Origin of the sequence: Bifidobacterium boum (genome assembly GCF_000741535.1) — a bacterium.
GTDB classification, from domain to species: domain Bacteria; phylum Actinomycetota; class Actinomycetes; order Actinomycetales; family Bifidobacteriaceae; genus Bifidobacterium; species Bifidobacterium boum.
On record NZ_JGYQ01000006.1, the window covers coordinates 89,162 to 105,344 of the forward strand.

Consider the following 16,183-nt stretch of genomic DNA (forward strand, 5'->3'; position numbering starts at 1 on the left):
ACATACACGACCTTGGCCGCAACGCGAGGCGGTTTCAGCTTGCGGCCGCCCAAAGGAGCATCATGTCCCACATCGCTACCCCATGGCCGGTGTATTCCGGCCCATTGGGAGTCCAGCTGCTTGAACACGGCACCGTATTCACCGTATGGGCGCCTTCAGCGACATCAGTCAAGCTGAGGTTGTTCACCAGCAGTATCGAACGGGAATCCGCCTATACCATCGTCGACTTGACACGCATCGAAGACGGTGCGTGGCGGTATGCCAGCACTGAGCGGCTCACCGGCACCTATTACGACTATCTGTTGTCCTTCCCGATCAGCCAGGTCGCCACCCCACCGAATGACGCCGTTATCAGTACGGCTGACGGCACGGTGACCATCCGCACCGCCGACCCGTGGGCGAAAGCGAGCGGCGTCAACGGCGAACGCAGCATGGTTGTTGATCTCGCTGCGACGGACCCGCAGGGTTGGGATGGCGACCAGGCGCCTCAGGTGCCGGCGTCGCAGACGGTGATTTGGGAAACCCATGTCGGTGATTTCAGCAATGATCCGCATGGCGGTTTCCCGCAGGAGCATCGCGGCAAGTTCCTCGCGTTTACGGATGCGCATACGACGCTTGACTGTCAGCCCGGCGGGTTCCCCACCGGTATCGCGTATCTGCGTCATCTGGGTGTCACCCACGTGCAAATCATGCCGTTCTACGATTATGGGTCGGTCAATGAGGCGACCGGCACGCCGTATAACTGGGGGTATGATCCGGTCGCGTACGACGTACCGGAAGGCTCGTACAGTACGGACCCGTATGATGGCGCGGTGCGCATACGCGAGTGCAAGGCGATGATTGCCGCATTGCATCGGGCGGGTATCCGGGTGATTATGGATGTCGTCTATAACCACATGTACGAGAACGACAATGAATTCGAGCGCATGGTGCCAGGGTATTTCTGCCGTCGTGACGACAAGGGTGACTTTGCGAACGGTTCGGGATGCGGCAATGATATGGCCAGTGAGCGTCCGATGTTCAGCCGGTTCATTGTTGAATCGCTGGTGTACTGGGCTAGCGAGTATCACGTGGATGGGTTCCGCTTCGATCTGATGGGCTTGCTGGACACGCAGACGCTGAACCGGGCGCGTGCCGAGCTTGACCGCCTGCCGGACGGCAAGTCGATTCTCATGTATGGCGAACCATGGTCGGCCGATACGACTGCCGCCGAACCGTCGTTCACGCTTGCGGACAAGAAGGGCCGTAAACTGTTGGACGCGCGAATCGGCTGGTTCTGTGACGAAAGCCGTGATTCCATCAAGGGCAATGTCATGCTTGAACGTGATCCTGGGTATGTGAATGGTTCGTCCGATGCGTTTGCCGCGCAAGTCCGACATGCGCTCAATGGGTGGCGTGGCACTGAAGCCCAAGGCAAGCAAGTCGGGCAGATCGTGCAGTATGTGTCAGCTCATGATGATTTGACGTTGTGGGACAAACTGTGCTTGACGATGCGCGACGATCCCGCCCATGCGGATTACGACGCGACCGGCGATGTGCAGGATATCCTCGCGGCCAATGCCATTGCCGCCGGACTGGTACTCACATCGGCCGGCTTGCCGTTTATGCTTTCCGGCGAGGAGTTCACTCGCACGAAGTACGGCTGCGATAATTCCTTCGATCGTAGTGCGCAGTTGAATTGGCTTGATTGGCGGCGGGCTTCGAGGTTGACGGCGCTTATTGAGTGGTATCGTACACTGATTGCAATCAGGAAGACACGTCCTGCGTTCTATGACGGGGTGCGCAGGACGCTTGACGCTCCGGATGGGATTATCGCGGCGTTGGTTGGCGAGCATCTGGCGGTGTGTGCGAATCCGACGTCGAGCAGTGTGACGGTTGCGCTTCCCGCTGATGTCCCCGTGCAGCAGTCTACGTGGTCGGTGTTGGCTGATTCCACTGATGCCGCGGATCCTTCCGGCAGTGTTGGTGCCAGTATCAGTGGGGGTTCGCTGCATATGCCTGCACGTGCTTTTGTAATCTGTGAGCGGAGCGCACAGTAATGCACACTGATGCTGTCAGGGGCGTGCCGGCACACCTTCGGCCGGCACGCCCCTGACAGCATCATCCGATATTGCAAACGATGGTAAGAATGTAGGAATCCAACTCTGAAGAAATCCGTGATTTTCAGGAATTTGCCTACGAATCGCAACGCTGCGAAGAAATTGCAAACGATTTCAATACGCGATAGACTGTCAGTATCCAAGGACGATAGTACCCCAATGATGGCGGCGCTGTCGCCGGGAACCCGTGCATTGCACACCCCAAGAGAGCAAAGGAGCGCATTATGACCGATCAGCAGGCATCGTCGCCATCCAGCCAAGACGCCCGTCCGCAGGAGGAAAGCCCCGAGCGGCTCGCCAGACCGCTGATTCAACTCGCCAAACTCAACGGTATTTCAACCTCATACATCGACCAGTTGGGCACATACGTGGAAATCCGTGACGAAGTCCTGGTCAGCGTGCTGGCGGCACTCGGCGTGGACGCTTCCAGTGACGATGCCATCGAGACCGCTCTCCAGCACATGCGCCGCATCGCATGCGACCAGCTGGTCCCGCCGACCATCGTCGTGTTCAACGGAACCCCCTCGCGCGTCGCCATCCATGCCCACACCGAGCGCCCGGAACTGTCCTTGACATGTGAAGACGGCAGCAGCTATCCGGGCGATCTTGCCGGATCGCTATGCAAAGACGCGGATGCCGACCCGACTATCCCGTATGCGTACACGCTGACCATGCCCGACGATCTTCCGGTCGGTTATCACACGTTGCGCGTGACCGACGGCGAGCAGACCGCCGAGGCGACTGTGTTGTGCGCCCCTGCGAGGATTCCCGTCCCCGAGCCTGTCGCCGAGCGGCACCGCTGGGGTTGGATGACCCAGCTGTATTCTGTGCGCTCAACAGCGTCCTGGGGTGTCGGCGACTACGGTGATCTCAAAGAACTGCTTCATGATGCCGGGGAGCATGGCGCTGATTTCATGCTGATCAACCCGATTCACGCGGGCACGCCGATTCCGCCGATTGAACCTTCCCCGTATCTGCCGGAGTCACGCCGCTTCCTGAATGTCACGTATATCCGCCCCCAGCAGATCACAGAGTACGGCGAGCTGACTGCGGACGACCGGGCACAGGTCGATGCGCTGCATGACAGCGTCGCCGCCGCCAACGACGATCCGAATCCGCTTGACCTCAACGCCTCTTGGACAGCCAAACGCAAGGCGCTGTGGACGATTTACCATCAGCCGCGCAATGCGGAACGTCAAGCGGCTTTCGATGCGTTTGTCAAAGCGGCCGGCCCTGATTTGGATGCCTTCGCCGCATGGTGCGTAGCGTTTGAGGTGTGGGGTGCGCCGTGGGAAACGGATCGGAACCCGTGGTTCACCACACTGGACCGCAACTCCCCCGAAGTCGCCGAACTGGTACGCGATAACCGCGACCTCTTCGATTTCCAGCGTTGGCTGCAGTGGATTGCCGACGAACAGGTCGCCCAGGCACAGGATGCCGCAAAGGAAGCGGGTATGGCGCTCGGCCTCATGCAGGATATGGCCGTCGGCGTCCACGCTTACGGTGTCGACGCATGGTGGAATCCGGAGCGGTTCGCCGTCGGCAGTGTGACCGTCGGATGCCCGCCGGACTTCTACAACCAGCAGGGCCAGGATTGGGGGCAGCCGCCGTTCAATCCGCGCTATCTGGAACGCACCGGGTATCGTGTCTACCGTGAGATGGTGCATAACGTGTTCGCCCATGCCGGAGCCGTACGTATCGACCATGTGCTCGGCCTGTTCCGCCTGTGGTGGATTCCGAAGGGTGAGGGCGCGAAGGGCGGCGCGTATGTTACATACAACTATCGTGCGATGCTTGCCGTGCTGTCGATCGAAGCGAGCCGGGCAGGCGGCATGGTGATCGGCGAAGACCTCGGCACCGTACCCGCATACGTATCGCAGGTGCTTGCCGACCATGGCGTGCTCGGCACAGTGGTCGAATGGTTCTCGCGCGTCAACAACTCCCCGAACGCCGGCGATCCGTACGCCGAGCCGGAAACCTATCGCAAGTACGCGTTGGCATCCGTCACCACACATGATTTGCCACCGACCGCAGGATACCTGGAGTTCGAGCATGTCAAGCTGCGTGAGCAGCTGCATCTGCTCAGCGAACCTGTCGAGGAATTCCAGAAGGCTGCGAGCGCCGAACGTGACGCCATGCTCAAACTGTTGGTTGACGGCGGGTGGCTTGATGCTTCCGCCGCACAGGATGTGCCGGCACATGAGCAGGAGATCGTCGAGGCGATGCACCGCATGCTGCTCAAGTCCCCGTCGCTGCTGCTCCAGGCGGCGCTGGTGGACGGTACCGGTGAGCATCATACGCAGAATCAGCCGGGGACGAGCACAGAATATTGCAACTGGCGTGTGCCGCTGCATGATACCGATGATCATCTCGTCCACACTGATGAGGTGTTCAAGAACCCGCGCGTGCTGTCCTTGGCTCGTGTGATGTGCGGCGAATGATGGCTTGACACGCCGCTGCGGCGCCGATAACGATATGGCCGCCTGTTCCTCTGTCTGTGGGGAGCGGGCGGCCATCGTCATGTCGGGAGCGCCGTGTGCGGTGCGCCCGCGCCAAACGCGGATGTCAGGCGTCCTGTACGGCTTTCCTGCCGCCGTTGAGCCAATCCGCGTCATCATGGCCGCCGTCTTCCACAGTTTTGGTATAGGGGGCGAATACGCGCTCCAGCAACGGGATGTGCAGCATCACGCACGTGCCATACCCCATGAGCAGCAGCAGGAACAAGCCTTGCGGCATGTAGCGCCAGCAGGCGACGATCAGGGCGATATACACCGCGTCAATGGCGGTCAACGCCAGCGTGACCCCGATATGCGAGATGCCGAATATGAACGCGTTGCCCAGCGTCCGGCCGAAACTGTTCTCGAACCTCGCTTGGAGGGCCCACACCCATTCGAAACCGATGATCCACAGGATGGTGAGCGCGAATTTGGGGATGAGCAGCGGCGTGATTTGCAGGAATATCCATGATGCTACGACTCCCGCCCCGATCGGGCAGAACAGCAGCCACATCAGCGTGGCTTTCGGGAAGTTGTTGGCGAACGCCCGGAAATAGTTGGAGGTCACCCGGCCTTCACCCAAGATGGAGCGGCGGGAAGCGTCGTGTCCTGCGGCGAGCGCCGCGCCGACGGTGATCACGGGGATGGAGGTCACGAGCATGAGGATGTTGATCCAAATGGCGTCGATGAGGTTGCTCAACCCGCGCATGAACGGGGAATCCGGTGACAGGAAATGCATGACAGCTCCTTTGGTTGGCGGGGTTCCCATTCATCCTAGCAATCGTTGGCATCTTCCGCCGGCGTTGCGAGGCGCGGAAAGCTATGGTGCGCGCAATAACGACGAGGGCGGGCCGGTCGTGAAACCGGTCCGCCCTCGTCGTTTAGGAGTTCAGAGGAAGAATATCAGCCCTTGACTGCGCCAGCAATCACACCCTTGACGATGTACTTCTGGCAGATCAGGTAGAAGATGATGATCGGCAGGATGGCGAGCACCAGGCAGCCCATCATCGCGCCCATATCGACGGAGCCGTAGCCGCCCTTGAGGTACTGCACGGCGATCGACATGGTCTTGTACTTGTTCAGGTCGAGGGTCAGGTACGGCAGCAGGTAGTCGTTCCAGATCCACATGGTTTCGAGGATGGCCACGGAGATGATGGACGGGCGCATAATCGGTACCACGATGTTAAAGAAGATACGCGGTACGGATGCGCCATCGATCATGGCGGATTCCTCGAGCTCCTGCGGGATGCCTTTGACTACGCCGGTGAAGATGAACACCGCCAGGCCTGCGCCGAAGCCCAGATAGACGATCCACAAGCCCCACGGGGTGTTCAGGCCGAGCATATCGGCGAGCTTGGAGAGCGTGAACATCACCATCTGGAACGGGACAATCATGTTGAACAGGAACAGGGTGTACAGCAGTTTGGCCACCCAGTTGTTCACGCGGACAATCCACCACGCGCACATGGAGCAGCACAGCAGGATCAGCGCGACGGCACCGACTGTGATGAACACGGTCCAGCCGAAGCTGCCGATGAGGTTCGTGCGTTCGATACCGGTGGTGTAGTTCTCCCACCCTGCGAAGGAGTCCTTGTTCGGCAGGGAGAACGCGTTCTTGGAGATGTACACCTTCTTCTTGAAGGAGTTGATGAACACCAAGACAATCGGGTAAATCCAAATCAGGGACAGGATGGTGAAGAACACCGTCCAAGCCCATGGGTGATGGACGCGCTCCGAGGCGTCGATTTCCTTCTCGTCGTTCATGCCTGCACCTCCTTGCTGGAAGTCAGACGGTTCTGGATCAGGGCCACAACCGCCACGATAATGAAGAACACCACGGCCTTGGCCTGGCCGACGCCTTCAAAGCCGATGCGGCCGTAGAAGGTGCGGTAGATGTTCAGTGCCACAAGCTCTGAGGTGTTGGACGGAGCGCCGTTGGTCAGCGCGAGGTTCTGGTCGTACATCTTGAAGCCGTTGGTGACGGTCAGGAAGGTGCATACGGTGATGCTGGGCATCATCAGCGGGATGATGACGTTGAACAGACGCTGGCGTCCGTTGGCGCCATCAACTTCGGCGGCTTCGATGACGTCGGTCGGCAGGGATTGCAGGCCGGCAACATAGATGATCATCATGTAGCCGATCTGCTGCCAGCATAGGAGCATGACCATGCCCCAGAAGCCGTAGGTCGATGAATAGGTGATGGACCTGGCCCAGTGGGCGAGCACGCCGTTGAGCAGCAGCAGCCAGACATAGCCCAGGATGATGCCGCCGATAAGGTTCGGCATGAAGAACACGGACCGGAAGACGTTGGTGCCTTTGAACGCCTTGGTCAGCATGTACGCGATGGCGAAAGCTACAACATTGATGATGATTGTGGTTACGATGGTGAATGCCGTGGTATACCCCATCGCATGCCAGAACTCTTTGTCCTGGAGCGCCACACGGTAATTGCGCAGACCCACGGGACGGGCGTCAGTGACCGTCGTGAATTTGCAGAAGCTCAGGTAGACGCCCAAGATGAACGGCAACAGGAAGCCAATGATGAACGCCGCGAACGTGGGCAACGCAAACAGCGCCCACCAGCGACGTATGGATTTGCCAACCATGGTGATCATCTTGCTCTCTCCTCTCTGTCTCTTTCGCCATCACCTCGTAGTGACAACGGTTGCAAAACTAATCTATCCGACTCAATGGCGGGCTACATCGACCCGCTGATTGAACCAACAGCTTACATGGTACGCGGAATTGGCAAAAAATACAAACGTTTTCATTACGGCGTGGCGACTTTTACTTAACCGATTAACGTTATGATTTCTAGGAAATTCGTACACTTCGGGTGATAATGCTGGTATACTGAAACGTACGATTTTTTGGGGAAGGAATTGCAACCGAATGCAATCACAGCGCCCGGCATCGCCATCACAGCGTTCGAAAAATCCCCGCATGCACTAAGGAGCTTATCACGACCGCCACAATCCAAGACGTCGCCAACCGCGCGAAAGTCTCCATCTCCACGGTCTCGCGCTCATTCACGCGCCCCGACCTTGTGTCTTCCAAAACCCGGAAAAAGGTGCTCGCCATCGCGGACGAGCTGAACTTCTCCATCTCCCGTTCCGCAGCGGCGTTGAAAACCGGGCAATCCCTACGCATCGCCCTCTTGGTGAGCAACCACATCAGCAACTGGTTCGCCGCTTCGGTGATTGAGGGCCTCAACGCGGAATTCTCCGCCGCCGGCTACGACCTGTCCATCATCCAGATTGACAGCCGCCAGCAACGCAAGGAATTCTTCGACACCCTGCCGGTACGCCGCAACGCCGATGCCGTGGTCATCGCCTCGTTCGATATCGATGAGGAGGAAATCAAACGTCTGAGCAGTGTCGACGTGCCGATTATCGGCGTGAATTCCGTCCTGCAAGACAGTTTCTCCGCAACCGTGAACATCGACGACCATCAAGGGTCCATCCTCGCCGCCCGCCATCTCATCCAGCTTGGTCACCGCCGCATCCTGTATGTACGGACGAACCCCGCACAATCATTGCATTTCAGCGTGCAAGAACGCGTCGAATCATTCCTCGGATACTGCCGCGAGCAAGGCATCGAACCGACGGTCATCACCGCAGAAGAGGGGACGTACCGCATCGACAACCTCATCACCCAGATTCTCAGCCTTCCCGACATGCCCACGGCAATCGCCTGCCAAGAGGACGGTATCGCCATCCCGCTGATCTTCCAGCTGGAACGCAACGGATTCTCCGTACCCTCAGATATTTCGGTCATCGGGTATGACGACAGTACGTACGCCCATGATGTCGGGCTTACGACCATCCGCCAGCTACCTATCGACATGGCACGCTCGGCGGCACGCAAGACCTTGAATCTCATTGAGGGGCACTCCCCCGACAAGCCCAACGAGGTTTTCCCCGCCCACCTAGTCGTCCGCTCCTCGACCGCACGCGTAGAAGATCGCTGATCCGTACGGGAGCGTGCCGGTACCGGAACAACCTCGCCATCATCATCCCCCGCTCCCCCAACCGTTTGCCGACGCTGAGACAATGCTGAGCGTCGGCAAACGCTTCCACCGACGCCCAACACCACCCCAACATCAACAAACGCTTCTACCGACACTGACAGAACCCTCAGCGTCGGTAGACGGTTGGGGCATTTCGCCGAGAACGCAACAACGACACCAACAGAATGAGCCCCCACCGTGAATCACAGTGGAGGCTCATTCCAACCATCAAACAAAGAAGAAAGGAGAAAAACACGAAGGGCCGGCCGGACATCAACCGGCCCTTACGTCAGTGAGATTCCATGGGCGGCTCAGCCTTCATGGGCGGCGGAGTATTCCTTAGCCCAGCCATCGACGAAGGCGGTCTTGACAGCATCCCACTTGCCAGTGCCCTGAGCGTACTCAAGGAGCGCGTTGCCGAAGTCGTTCTTCCACTGCTCGGAAGGCATGAAGGCGAAGTCCCAAGCGACCTGGGTCTTGCCGGACTTCTGATCGTCCACAGCAGCCTGGGTCAGCGGGTTGGTGATCTTCACGCTGTCGAAGGACTTGAACGGCGTGGTCAGGCCCATCTTGTCGCTGATGGAGGAGATGCCGGTCTTCGAGGTAATGACCCACTTGAGGAAGGCTGCGGTGGCCTTCTGGTCAGCATCGGAAGCCTTGGAGTTGATGCACCAGTAGTTCTCGGAACCAGTGACCAGGCCCTCATTCTTGTCGTCAACACCGAAGTAGATCGGCAGCATGCTGACGTCATCGGCCTTCATGCCGGCCTTCTGCAGGTCGGACCAAGCCCAAGTACCGTTCTGGTAGAAAGCAGCCTCACCGAGGGCGAACTCGGAGTTCGCGTCATCACCGGTCTTGGAGCTCAGCTGCGTCGGATCGGTGGTGGAGTCCTTGAGGTACATGTCGAAGACGTTCTTGTACTCCGGCAGATAAGTGCCCTTGATGGTGGCCGGTTCGGTGGTCACCTTGTCCTTCTCGAACTCATAGTAGAGCGGAAGGTTGGCCAGATGGGTCTTGAAACGCCAGTCGGAGCTGGAATCGAAGCCGGCGGAGGTGAATGCACCCTTGATGCCCAGCTCGCTCTTGCGTGCCTGCATATCGTCGGCGACGGCCTTCAGCGTGTCGAAGGAGTTGATGTCTTCGACGGACTTGGCCTTCGCACCGTCAAGCGCGAAGTACTTGTCCAGGATGGCCTTGTTGTAGATAAGGCCGTAAGTTTCCATGGCGTACGGCACGCCGACGACCTTGTTGCCGTCCTTGAGGGCGACCTTCTTGTTGACGAGCTGCTTGTACGGCTCGGTGTTGGACATGTCGGCGGTGTAATCCTTCCAGTTGGCATAGCCGACCGGACCGTTGATCTGGAACAGGGTCGGAGCATTGCTCTTGGCCATTTCGCTCTTGAGCTGCTGCTCATAGGTTCCGGATGCTGCGGTAGCAACGGTGACCTGGACGCCGGTTTCCTTGGTGTATTCCTTGGCGAGGGCCTTCCACTGGTCCGCCGCTTCCGGCTTGAAGTTCAGGTAATAGACCTTGCCCTTGCCGTTGTCGCTGCTGCTGGAGCTGCCGCAGCCTGCGAACGCGCCGACGGACATGGCTGCCACCGCTGCGATGGCAATCGCTGACTTGACTGTACGATTCATCATCGAACCTTTCTCTTCCGCTGTCGTTTCCGATTGTTGGTCGGAAGCCGGCACTTACATCGTGCCGTCATGTTTTCGACAGCCTCTATTATGCACGCACTGAAGCATTTTTGCAAACGATGGCATGCCAACGCGTCGGCGTGTCGTATATTCTTCCGCCACAATGCCCGAAAAACAGCCATTTTCAAACACTTTGCACCAGTATGCAACATGAAAGCGTTTGCTGTCACGGCATTTCTCGCTCACATCGGGACAATCGAACATCCATACCGCGAGAGAGAGCGTATCTTGCAGGTCAGCAGTTCCAGTGTACAATCACATGATCGTCATGATACGAGCCAAGCACGCAATAATGCGCCGTATCCAGCCGCAACAGCCTACCTTGGTGCGGATCGATACCCAACCATTGCGTGGTCAGGATCCGCAAGATATGCGCGTGTGCAACCAGCAGCACATTGTGCCCCTGTTCCAACAGCGGGGACACCCGAGCGATGACGGCACGCGTACGCGCCGCAGCCTCCTCAAGTGTTTCCCCATCACCGTTATGGACCGGCACCTGCTCGCCTCCGGGCAGCATAGCGGTCCAATCACCAGCCAGCTCCATACCCACTTGGCGAGGCCCGTCACGCCACACATCCCACGCGAAACCACTCGCCTCACTAATTTGCTGACGCGTATGGCCCTCAGCCCTGCCATAATCCCATTCAGCAAGATCGTCAAGCACCGTCGCCTGCGGATACCCGGCAAGCGCAGCGGTCTGCCTTGCCCTGCGCAGCGGACTGACAAACACATGCCCTGCGGCAAATCCATCAGGGAATGCGCCACACAGACGCTTCCCGGCTTGTTCCGCCTGATCCTGCCCGGCTGGCGTCAACGGGATATCAGTGCGACCGGTATGCTGTCCCGACACGCTCCATACGGTCTGTCCGTGCCGCAGCAGCACCAGCTGACCCGGCGTGGCGGCGGCTTCGTTGCCTGCACAATTGATTGCTGTCATAGTGGCATTGTACCGCCAACATGCCTTTCCGGCGATGAGGCGTTGAAAACATCACGAGTGTTATCCCCACCGACTGACGTGTTCAAGACCAGTAGCTTATGATGGGGATATGAGTACACCTACCGATATGCATACCGCCGCGGACACCATCGTCACACGTCTTCAAGCAGTGGACACCGCAGTCACCGCTTTGAAAGCCCGCCGCGAACGCGATCCGGAAACGCTCGGCGACAAAATCCTCCTATTCGCATTGCCGACAATCGCCGGTGTCGCCATCGGTCGCATCATGCAGTCCGTGTGGTCCGGGGTCGAGCGTCGCTGCATTGCCGGGGGAAAAACCAAAGCGACAACCAGCCTGATCGCCAGCCTGTCGCGTACGGCGATTTCAGCGGCAGTCGCCGCAGTCACCAACCAGCTGTCCAGCATGGCGGCGCAGGCGATCGTCAATAAGCACCACCATTGACTCTCTTCACCGATAGCGGAAGCATAGATGCGTTCGCAACCTTCAACTGCGACAATAAGGCTATGAGTACAACTATTATCTCCGCTCCCGCCGTGGACACCCTGCTGAGCCGTCGGTCCATCCGCAAATTCAAGCCGGACGCGATCGACCCGCAGACCGTGGACACGTTGGAAGCCGCTGCCCAGCATGCCGCATCCAGCCAGTTCCTCAACGACTGGTCAGCTATCCGCATTACCGAGCCAAGCCTCAAAGCGAAGCTGGCTGCCATCGGACGCCAGGAATATATCGCCACAGCCCCACTACTGTACGTTTTCGTGCTTGATGAACGCCGCAACGCCATGATCGCCGAAGCGAAGGGCGTTGACACGTCCGAACAGCGGTTCGCGTTGCGCTACGGATACCGTTTCTCACAAGCGCAGAATGATGCGGTGCTCGCGTTGCATGCCATGGAAACCGCAGCCGAATCCATGGGCTTGGGTTGCGTGATCCTCGGATCCCTGCTCAACGATATCCCCGAGCTGATCGCCACGCTGCATCTGCCGACATACACGTTCCCTGTCCTCGGACTGGCTATCGGCAAGCCGGACCAGGAGCCGGCACTCAAACCCCGCATGCCACGCAGCATGCAGTTCTTCGACAACACATATCCGTCGGATGATACCGCGGTCCGTGAGCTCAAAGCATTCGACGCCGAGGTTCACCAGTATTACGATCTGCGCAACACCGAACGTCCCGTCGATGCGTTCAGCGACCAGATCGCAAGCCTCGCCGAGGATGAGACCGCACTCGACCGAGGGTTGTGCGACGCCGAAGCGCAAGGATTCAACCTCAACCGCTGAACCGCCGTCATCAACACCAGTCACGATACAGTACAGGCCGTAGACACCGGGCTTGCGGAGTCTACGGCCTGTATGTTATTCCCATGCCAGCGTTTGGATAGCGGCAGACAGCGCTACCGTCGACGAGGCTTATATCCGCGCTTGCGTGAATGAGGTTTCTGCTGCATCGCCATATGCGGTGTCATATCCCGCAACGACGGATCATGATGGGTCAGATGCCAACTCCCGCAATACTCACACCGGTACACCCACAGTTCAGCGCCACGTTCGCGCCAGCTCTGATCGGCGGCACGCAACGCCTGCGCTTTGTCATGGTACATGATCTTATTCGATTCAGTACACCGTTTCGGAGTGAAGTAATGCATAATACTGCCGAGTGTACGTCGCCCGCCCGATGATATACAAGAACCCGCCGGTCGGTATCAGGCAAGTTCCTGAATACTGTTCATCGTATGGAACGCGCGGGCCATGCACAAGCACGCGCAACCCACCACAACCGACAAAAACACGTACGCATGATGTGCGCCGGCAATCGTCGCCGCACGATATGCTACGGCCCCCTGCGCACCGTGTCCCGCCTGAGCGGATGCGAGGAACGCTGACATGATGGTCGTGCTCACAGCACCCGCAAGCTGCTGGAATGTGCTGAACAACGCATTACCATCGGCTTTTAATGGGGCATCAACCTGACTGAGGCCACTGGTCATCGTATTCGCGAACGCCATCGAAAACCCGACCATGAACACGAAGTAGAAGAGGCCGAGCTCCCACGCAGTCGAAGAAGCGCCGAGCCCCACAGCGAACAGCAACACACCGACAAGCGTAATCGCCAAAGCTCCTGAAATCGGTTTCACCGGCCCCAGCCGATCAAGCAGCATGCCGGAAACCGGAGCAAGCATAGCTCCAAACAGGGCACCCGGAAGCACCAGCACGCCAGCGACCAGCGCGGAGATACCATAGCCAAGCTGCGCAGAATTCGGAATCACAAAACCGAAGCCAATCATCGTCACCTGCAGCAGCACATAAGCAAGCAAATGCCAACGGAATGACACGCTGTGAAGCACGCCAAGCCGAATCAGCGGAGAAAACGAACGGTGAGATAATTGGGCGAACGATAGTAATGCCGCCATACTGATCACAAACAGCACCACGGCACTCAGAGCGGTGCGACCAGCGTCCGATGCGCCTTGGCTGCTTTTGGTAATTGCAGCGCCACCCTCATCGAGAGCGAAGACGAATGCGATAAATCCCACCGCTATCAGCAGCACGTGCAGCGGATTCACATACGCTTCCACCGTGGGTGAGCCTTGGCGGATATTCATCGTGCCCAATACCAGCGCAAGCAGCAGGAACGGCAGCAGAATCATAAAAATCCAACGCCATGGCATATACGTGCCGACAAGACCGCCAATAGTCGGCCCGAGAGCAGGGGCAGTTGCGACTACAAGACTGCCTACCCCCATCAGCTGCCCGATACGAGATTTCGGCGCCTGATCAAGAATGATATTGAACATCAACGGCAACGCGATGCCAGTACCACCACCTTGGAGAATACGCGCAATCATCAGCATCGGGAAGTTCAAGGCGCATGCGGCGACAACGCACCCGGCAATACACAGCATGACAGCAATCACAAAAATCCGTTTCACGGGAAGTTTGCGTTTCAAATATGACGACAACGGCACCACTAGCGACACGACCAGCAGATAACCGGTGGTCAGCCACTGGACCGTGGACGTACTGACGTGGAATTCCCCCATCAAAATCGGGAATAGCACATTCATCAACGTTTCTGTAAGAATGCCGATAAACGCCATAATCCCGGTTGCCAAGATTGAGAGCATCAGCGCCCGAGGAATCGGCTCAGGATGTGGACGACAAGACACATTGTCAGCTTGTTGGATAACGGCATTATCATCATGATGTTGTTCAATCATGCACTGTGAAGCTGTCCCCAGCTATCCTTTCTTGGTCCGGCATGTCAATCATGCCAGGCGGGTTTTGCTATGGTAGGCGCTTGGATTCTTGATAGTAAAGAGCAAGTCCGTCAATACGCGCCCCACGCCGTCAATAGACGACTCCGGAAGAATCCCGGTTTCGAGTACAGTATACATATCCGCATGGCCGGCATGAAGCACGAACCGTCTACTCACGGACCGACATTCGCCTGAAGCGGAACCAAGACGCTTCACATGTTTTTCCCCATCTTGGAATGCTTGACTGAAAGTGAATCCATTGCATCAGGATTTGGTCCATGCAATACGAATCATTGAGGAGTGATTATGGCTTTTACATCATGTACTGACACGTTCACGCTGCGCAACGCAGTGGGTATCCCCTGCATCGGTTACGGCACGTTCGAAACACCCGCGGACACGGCCCGCAAAGCCGTCCGTGAGGCGTTGGAGGTCGGATACCGGCATATCGACACAGCGGCCGTGTACGGCAACCAGCAGGGCGTCGGCGAAGGAATCCGAGACAGCGCAATCCCCCGAGCATCGATATTCCTGACCAGCAAATTGTGGAACACCGAACGCGGATATGACGCGACCATGGCAGCGTTCGACAAGACGCTCAACGAGCTGGGAACGGATTATCTTGACTTGTATTTGATCCACTGGCCGGCCAATCGCAAACAGTATGGGGATCGTGCCGAGGAACTGAACGCGGAGACATGGCGCGCATTTGAAGAACTGTATTCAAGCGGACGCGTAAAAGCGATTGGCGTATCGAATTTCCTGCCCCACCATCTTCAGGCTCTGGAAAGCACGGCAACAGTGAAGCCCATGGTTGACCAGATTGAGGTCCATCCTGGCTGGCCTCAGGCTGAAGCGGTAGCTTACTGCCAAGCGCATGGGATTCAAGTTGAGGCATGGGGCCCGTTCGGGCATAAAGACGTGCTGAATGATCCGACATTGGTCGCCATTGGTAAGAAGCATGGGAAAAGCAGCGCCCAAGTGTGTGTACGATGGGCGCTACAACATAACGTGCTGCCATTGCCGAAGTCGGTTCATGCGGATCGCATGAAAGCAAATATGAATGTGTTCGACTTCGAACTGAATGATACCGAGATCGCTGCAATTGATGCATTGCAAGGAATCGGCGGTTCATGTGCAAACCCTGATGAGGTTGATTTCTGACTGATTGGGGTAGCTGGTATTCGGCTACCCCTTTATATGTTTATATGTTGCGTGTTCCCGGATAATGTATTCCCGTTGTTGTGGGTTGGTGTGTTGTGTCGTGTCGTTGCGGCTGTCCCTGTTGTGTTTCCGGGTGTCCCGTGTGTGTCCGGGGGGTGGGGGTGGTTGTGTGTGGGGGTTCCGGTGGTATGGGGACGGCCCCGGCAGGGTTTGGATCCTGTCGGGGCCGTCGTGTTACGTGTTGGTGCGGCGGCGTGCTACTCTCCCACATCCTGTCGAATGCAGTACCATCGCCGTGCCAGGTCTTCGCTTCCGGGTTCGGAATGGGTCCGGGCGTCTCCCCTGGGCCATGGCCGCCGCAAATCTGTAATTGTCATCCCGGGGATCCTTGTCGGGTGTTCCCGGGGGGTTGTGGTGGGTTGGGGACCGGATGGTGGACGCGTGTGTGCTGAAGGATCGGAGTGTGATGCGCGGGGTGTCTCCCCGTCATCCGAGTAATGC

The 16,183-nt window shown here is 57.9% G+C and carries 13 protein-coding genes and 1 rRNA gene; 6 read left to right on the forward strand and 8 right to left on the reverse strand.

Annotated elements, in window-relative coordinates; all coding sequences use genetic code 11:
- Window positions 1–62 precede the first annotated feature (62 nt).
- The gene (pulA, locus tag BBOU_RS01370) at window positions 63–2,039 is read left to right on the forward strand and encodes a type I pullulanase (RefSeq protein WP_026503310.1); all 1,977 of its coding nucleotides are present in this window, start codon (window positions 63–65) and stop codon (window positions 2,037–2,039) included.
- A gap of 284 nt (window positions 2,040–2,323) precedes the next feature.
- The gene (malQ, locus tag BBOU_RS01375; RefSeq protein WP_026503309.1) at window positions 2,324–4,540 is read left to right on the forward strand and encodes a 4-alpha-glucanotransferase; all 2,217 of its coding nucleotides are present in this window, start codon (window positions 2,324–2,326) and stop codon (window positions 4,538–4,540) included.
- A 124-nt stretch (window positions 4,541–4,664) separates the two neighbouring features.
- Here malQ and BBOU_RS01380 read toward each other — a convergent pair whose 3' ends face one another.
- From BBOU_RS01380 to BBOU_RS01390, 3 genes are all read right to left on the reverse strand, one after another.
- Window positions 4,665–5,333, reverse strand: a complete 669-nt coding sequence (locus BBOU_RS01380; RefSeq protein ID WP_051616856.1) for a YesL family protein — start codon at window positions 5,331–5,333, stop codon at window positions 4,665–4,667.
- A 164-nt stretch (window positions 5,334–5,497) separates the two neighbouring features.
- Complete coding sequence (locus BBOU_RS01385; RefSeq protein ID WP_205827953.1) at window positions 5,498–6,358, reverse strand: carbohydrate ABC transporter permease; 861 nt, start codon at window positions 6,356–6,358, stop codon at window positions 5,498–5,500.
- On the reverse strand, window positions 6,355–7,209 hold the full coding sequence (locus tag BBOU_RS01390) for a carbohydrate ABC transporter permease (protein ID WP_026503307.1): 855 nt from the start codon (window positions 7,207–7,209) through the stop codon (window positions 6,355–6,357). Before BBOU_RS01390 ends, BBOU_RS01385 begins: the two co-directional genes overlap by 4 nt.
- A gap of 344 nt (window positions 7,210–7,553) precedes the next feature.
- On the opposite strand from BBOU_RS01390, the gene BBOU_RS01395 reads away from it, so the two are divergent.
- On the forward strand, window positions 7,554–8,564 hold the full coding sequence (locus tag BBOU_RS01395; RefSeq protein ID WP_026503306.1) for a LacI family DNA-binding transcriptional regulator: 1,011 nt from the start codon (window positions 7,554–7,556) through the stop codon (window positions 8,562–8,564).
- Window positions 8,565–8,914: 350 nt separating this feature from the next.
- Here BBOU_RS01395 and BBOU_RS01400 read toward each other — a convergent pair whose 3' ends face one another.
- Window positions 8,915–10,246 carry an ABC transporter substrate-binding protein gene (locus tag BBOU_RS01400; protein WP_026503305.1) on the reverse strand — a complete coding sequence of 444 codons (1,332 nt, stop codon included), beginning with the start codon at window positions 10,244–10,246 and terminating at the stop codon, window positions 8,915–8,917.
- A gap of 292 nt (window positions 10,247–10,538) precedes the next feature.
- Window positions 10,539–11,240: a histidine phosphatase family protein gene (locus BBOU_RS01405; RefSeq protein WP_026503304.1), complete on the reverse strand. Its 702-nt coding sequence runs from the start codon at window positions 11,238–11,240 to the stop codon at window positions 10,539–10,541.
- A gap of 109 nt (window positions 11,241–11,349) precedes the next feature.
- On the opposite strand from BBOU_RS01405, the gene BBOU_RS01410 reads away from it, so the two are divergent.
- Both BBOU_RS01410 and BBOU_RS01415 read left to right on the forward strand, forming a co-directional pair.
- On the forward strand, window positions 11,350–11,703 hold the full coding sequence (locus BBOU_RS01410) for a DUF4235 domain-containing protein (RefSeq protein WP_035142529.1): 354 nt from the start codon (window positions 11,350–11,352) through the stop codon (window positions 11,701–11,703).
- Window positions 11,704–11,765: 62 nt separating this feature from the next.
- Window positions 11,766–12,542, forward strand: a complete 777-nt coding sequence (locus BBOU_RS01415) for a nitroreductase family protein (RefSeq protein ID WP_081815550.1) — start codon at window positions 11,766–11,768, stop codon at window positions 12,540–12,542.
- 113 nt (window positions 12,543–12,655) lie between these two features.
- Here the strand turns inward: BBOU_RS01415 and BBOU_RS01420 are convergent, their stop codons facing one another.
- Window positions 12,656–12,907 carry a hypothetical protein gene (locus BBOU_RS01420; protein ID WP_026503302.1) on the reverse strand — a complete coding sequence of 84 codons (252 nt, stop codon included), beginning with the start codon at window positions 12,905–12,907 and terminating at the stop codon, window positions 12,656–12,658.
- A gap of 57 nt (window positions 12,908–12,964) precedes the next feature.
- A complete protein-coding gene (locus BBOU_RS01425; RefSeq protein WP_081815549.1) occupies window positions 12,965–14,479 on the reverse strand; it encodes an MFS transporter in 1,515 nt (504 codons plus the stop codon).
- 345 nt (window positions 14,480–14,824) lie between these two features.
- Between BBOU_RS01425 and BBOU_RS01430 the strand changes: the two genes are divergently transcribed.
- The gene (locus BBOU_RS01430; RefSeq protein ID WP_033490577.1) at window positions 14,825–15,682 is read left to right on the forward strand and encodes an aldo/keto reductase; all 858 of its coding nucleotides are present in this window, start codon (window positions 14,825–14,827) and stop codon (window positions 15,680–15,682) included.
- A gap of 244 nt (window positions 15,683–15,926) precedes the next feature.
- Here the strand turns inward: BBOU_RS01430 and rrf are convergent.
- A 5S ribosomal RNA gene (gene rrf / locus BBOU_RS01435) occupies window positions 15,927–16,043 on the reverse strand.
- Between the last annotated feature and the right edge of the window lie 140 nt (window positions 16,044–16,183).

Bases quoted from the DNA above. Each gene is read 5' to 3' on its own strand.
- BBOU_RS01400 (WP_026503305.1), bottom strand. From the start codon at position 10,246: ATGATGAATCGTACAGTCAAGTCAGCGATTGCCATCGCAGCGGTGGCA.
- BBOU_RS01430 (WP_033490577.1), top strand. From the start codon at position 14,825: ATGGCTTTTACATCATGTACTGACACGTTCACGCTGCGCAACGCAGTG.
- BBOU_RS01405 (WP_026503304.1), bottom strand. From the start codon at position 11,240: ATGACAGCAATCAATTGTGCAGGCAACGAAGCCGCCGCCACGCCGGGT.
- malQ (WP_026503309.1), top strand. From the start codon at position 2,324: ATGACCGATCAGCAGGCATCGTCGCCATCCAGCCAAGACGCCCGTCCG.
- BBOU_RS01380 (WP_051616856.1), bottom strand. From the start codon at position 5,333: ATGCATTTCCTGTCACCGGATTCCCCGTTCATGCGCGGGTTGAGCAAC.
- BBOU_RS01420 (WP_026503302.1), bottom strand. From the start codon at position 12,907: ATGCATTACTTCACTCCGAAACGGTGTACTGAATCGAATAAGATCATG.
- pulA (WP_026503310.1), top strand. From the start codon at position 63: ATGTCCCACATCGCTACCCCATGGCCGGTGTATTCCGGCCCATTGGGA.
- BBOU_RS01410 (WP_035142529.1), top strand. From the start codon at position 11,350: ATGAGTACACCTACCGATATGCATACCGCCGCGGACACCATCGTCACA.
- BBOU_RS01425 (WP_081815549.1), bottom strand. From the start codon at position 14,479: ATGATTGAACAACATCATGATGATAATGCCGTTATCCAACAAGCTGAC.
- BBOU_RS01385 (WP_205827953.1), bottom strand. From the start codon at position 6,358: ATGAACGACGAGAAGGAAATCGACGCCTCGGAGCGCGTCCATCACCCA.
- BBOU_RS01390 (WP_026503307.1), bottom strand. From the start codon at position 7,209: ATGATCACCATGGTTGGCAAATCCATACGTCGCTGGTGGGCGCTGTTT.
- BBOU_RS01415 (WP_081815550.1), top strand. From the start codon at position 11,766: ATGAGTACAACTATTATCTCCGCTCCCGCCGTGGACACCCTGCTGAGC.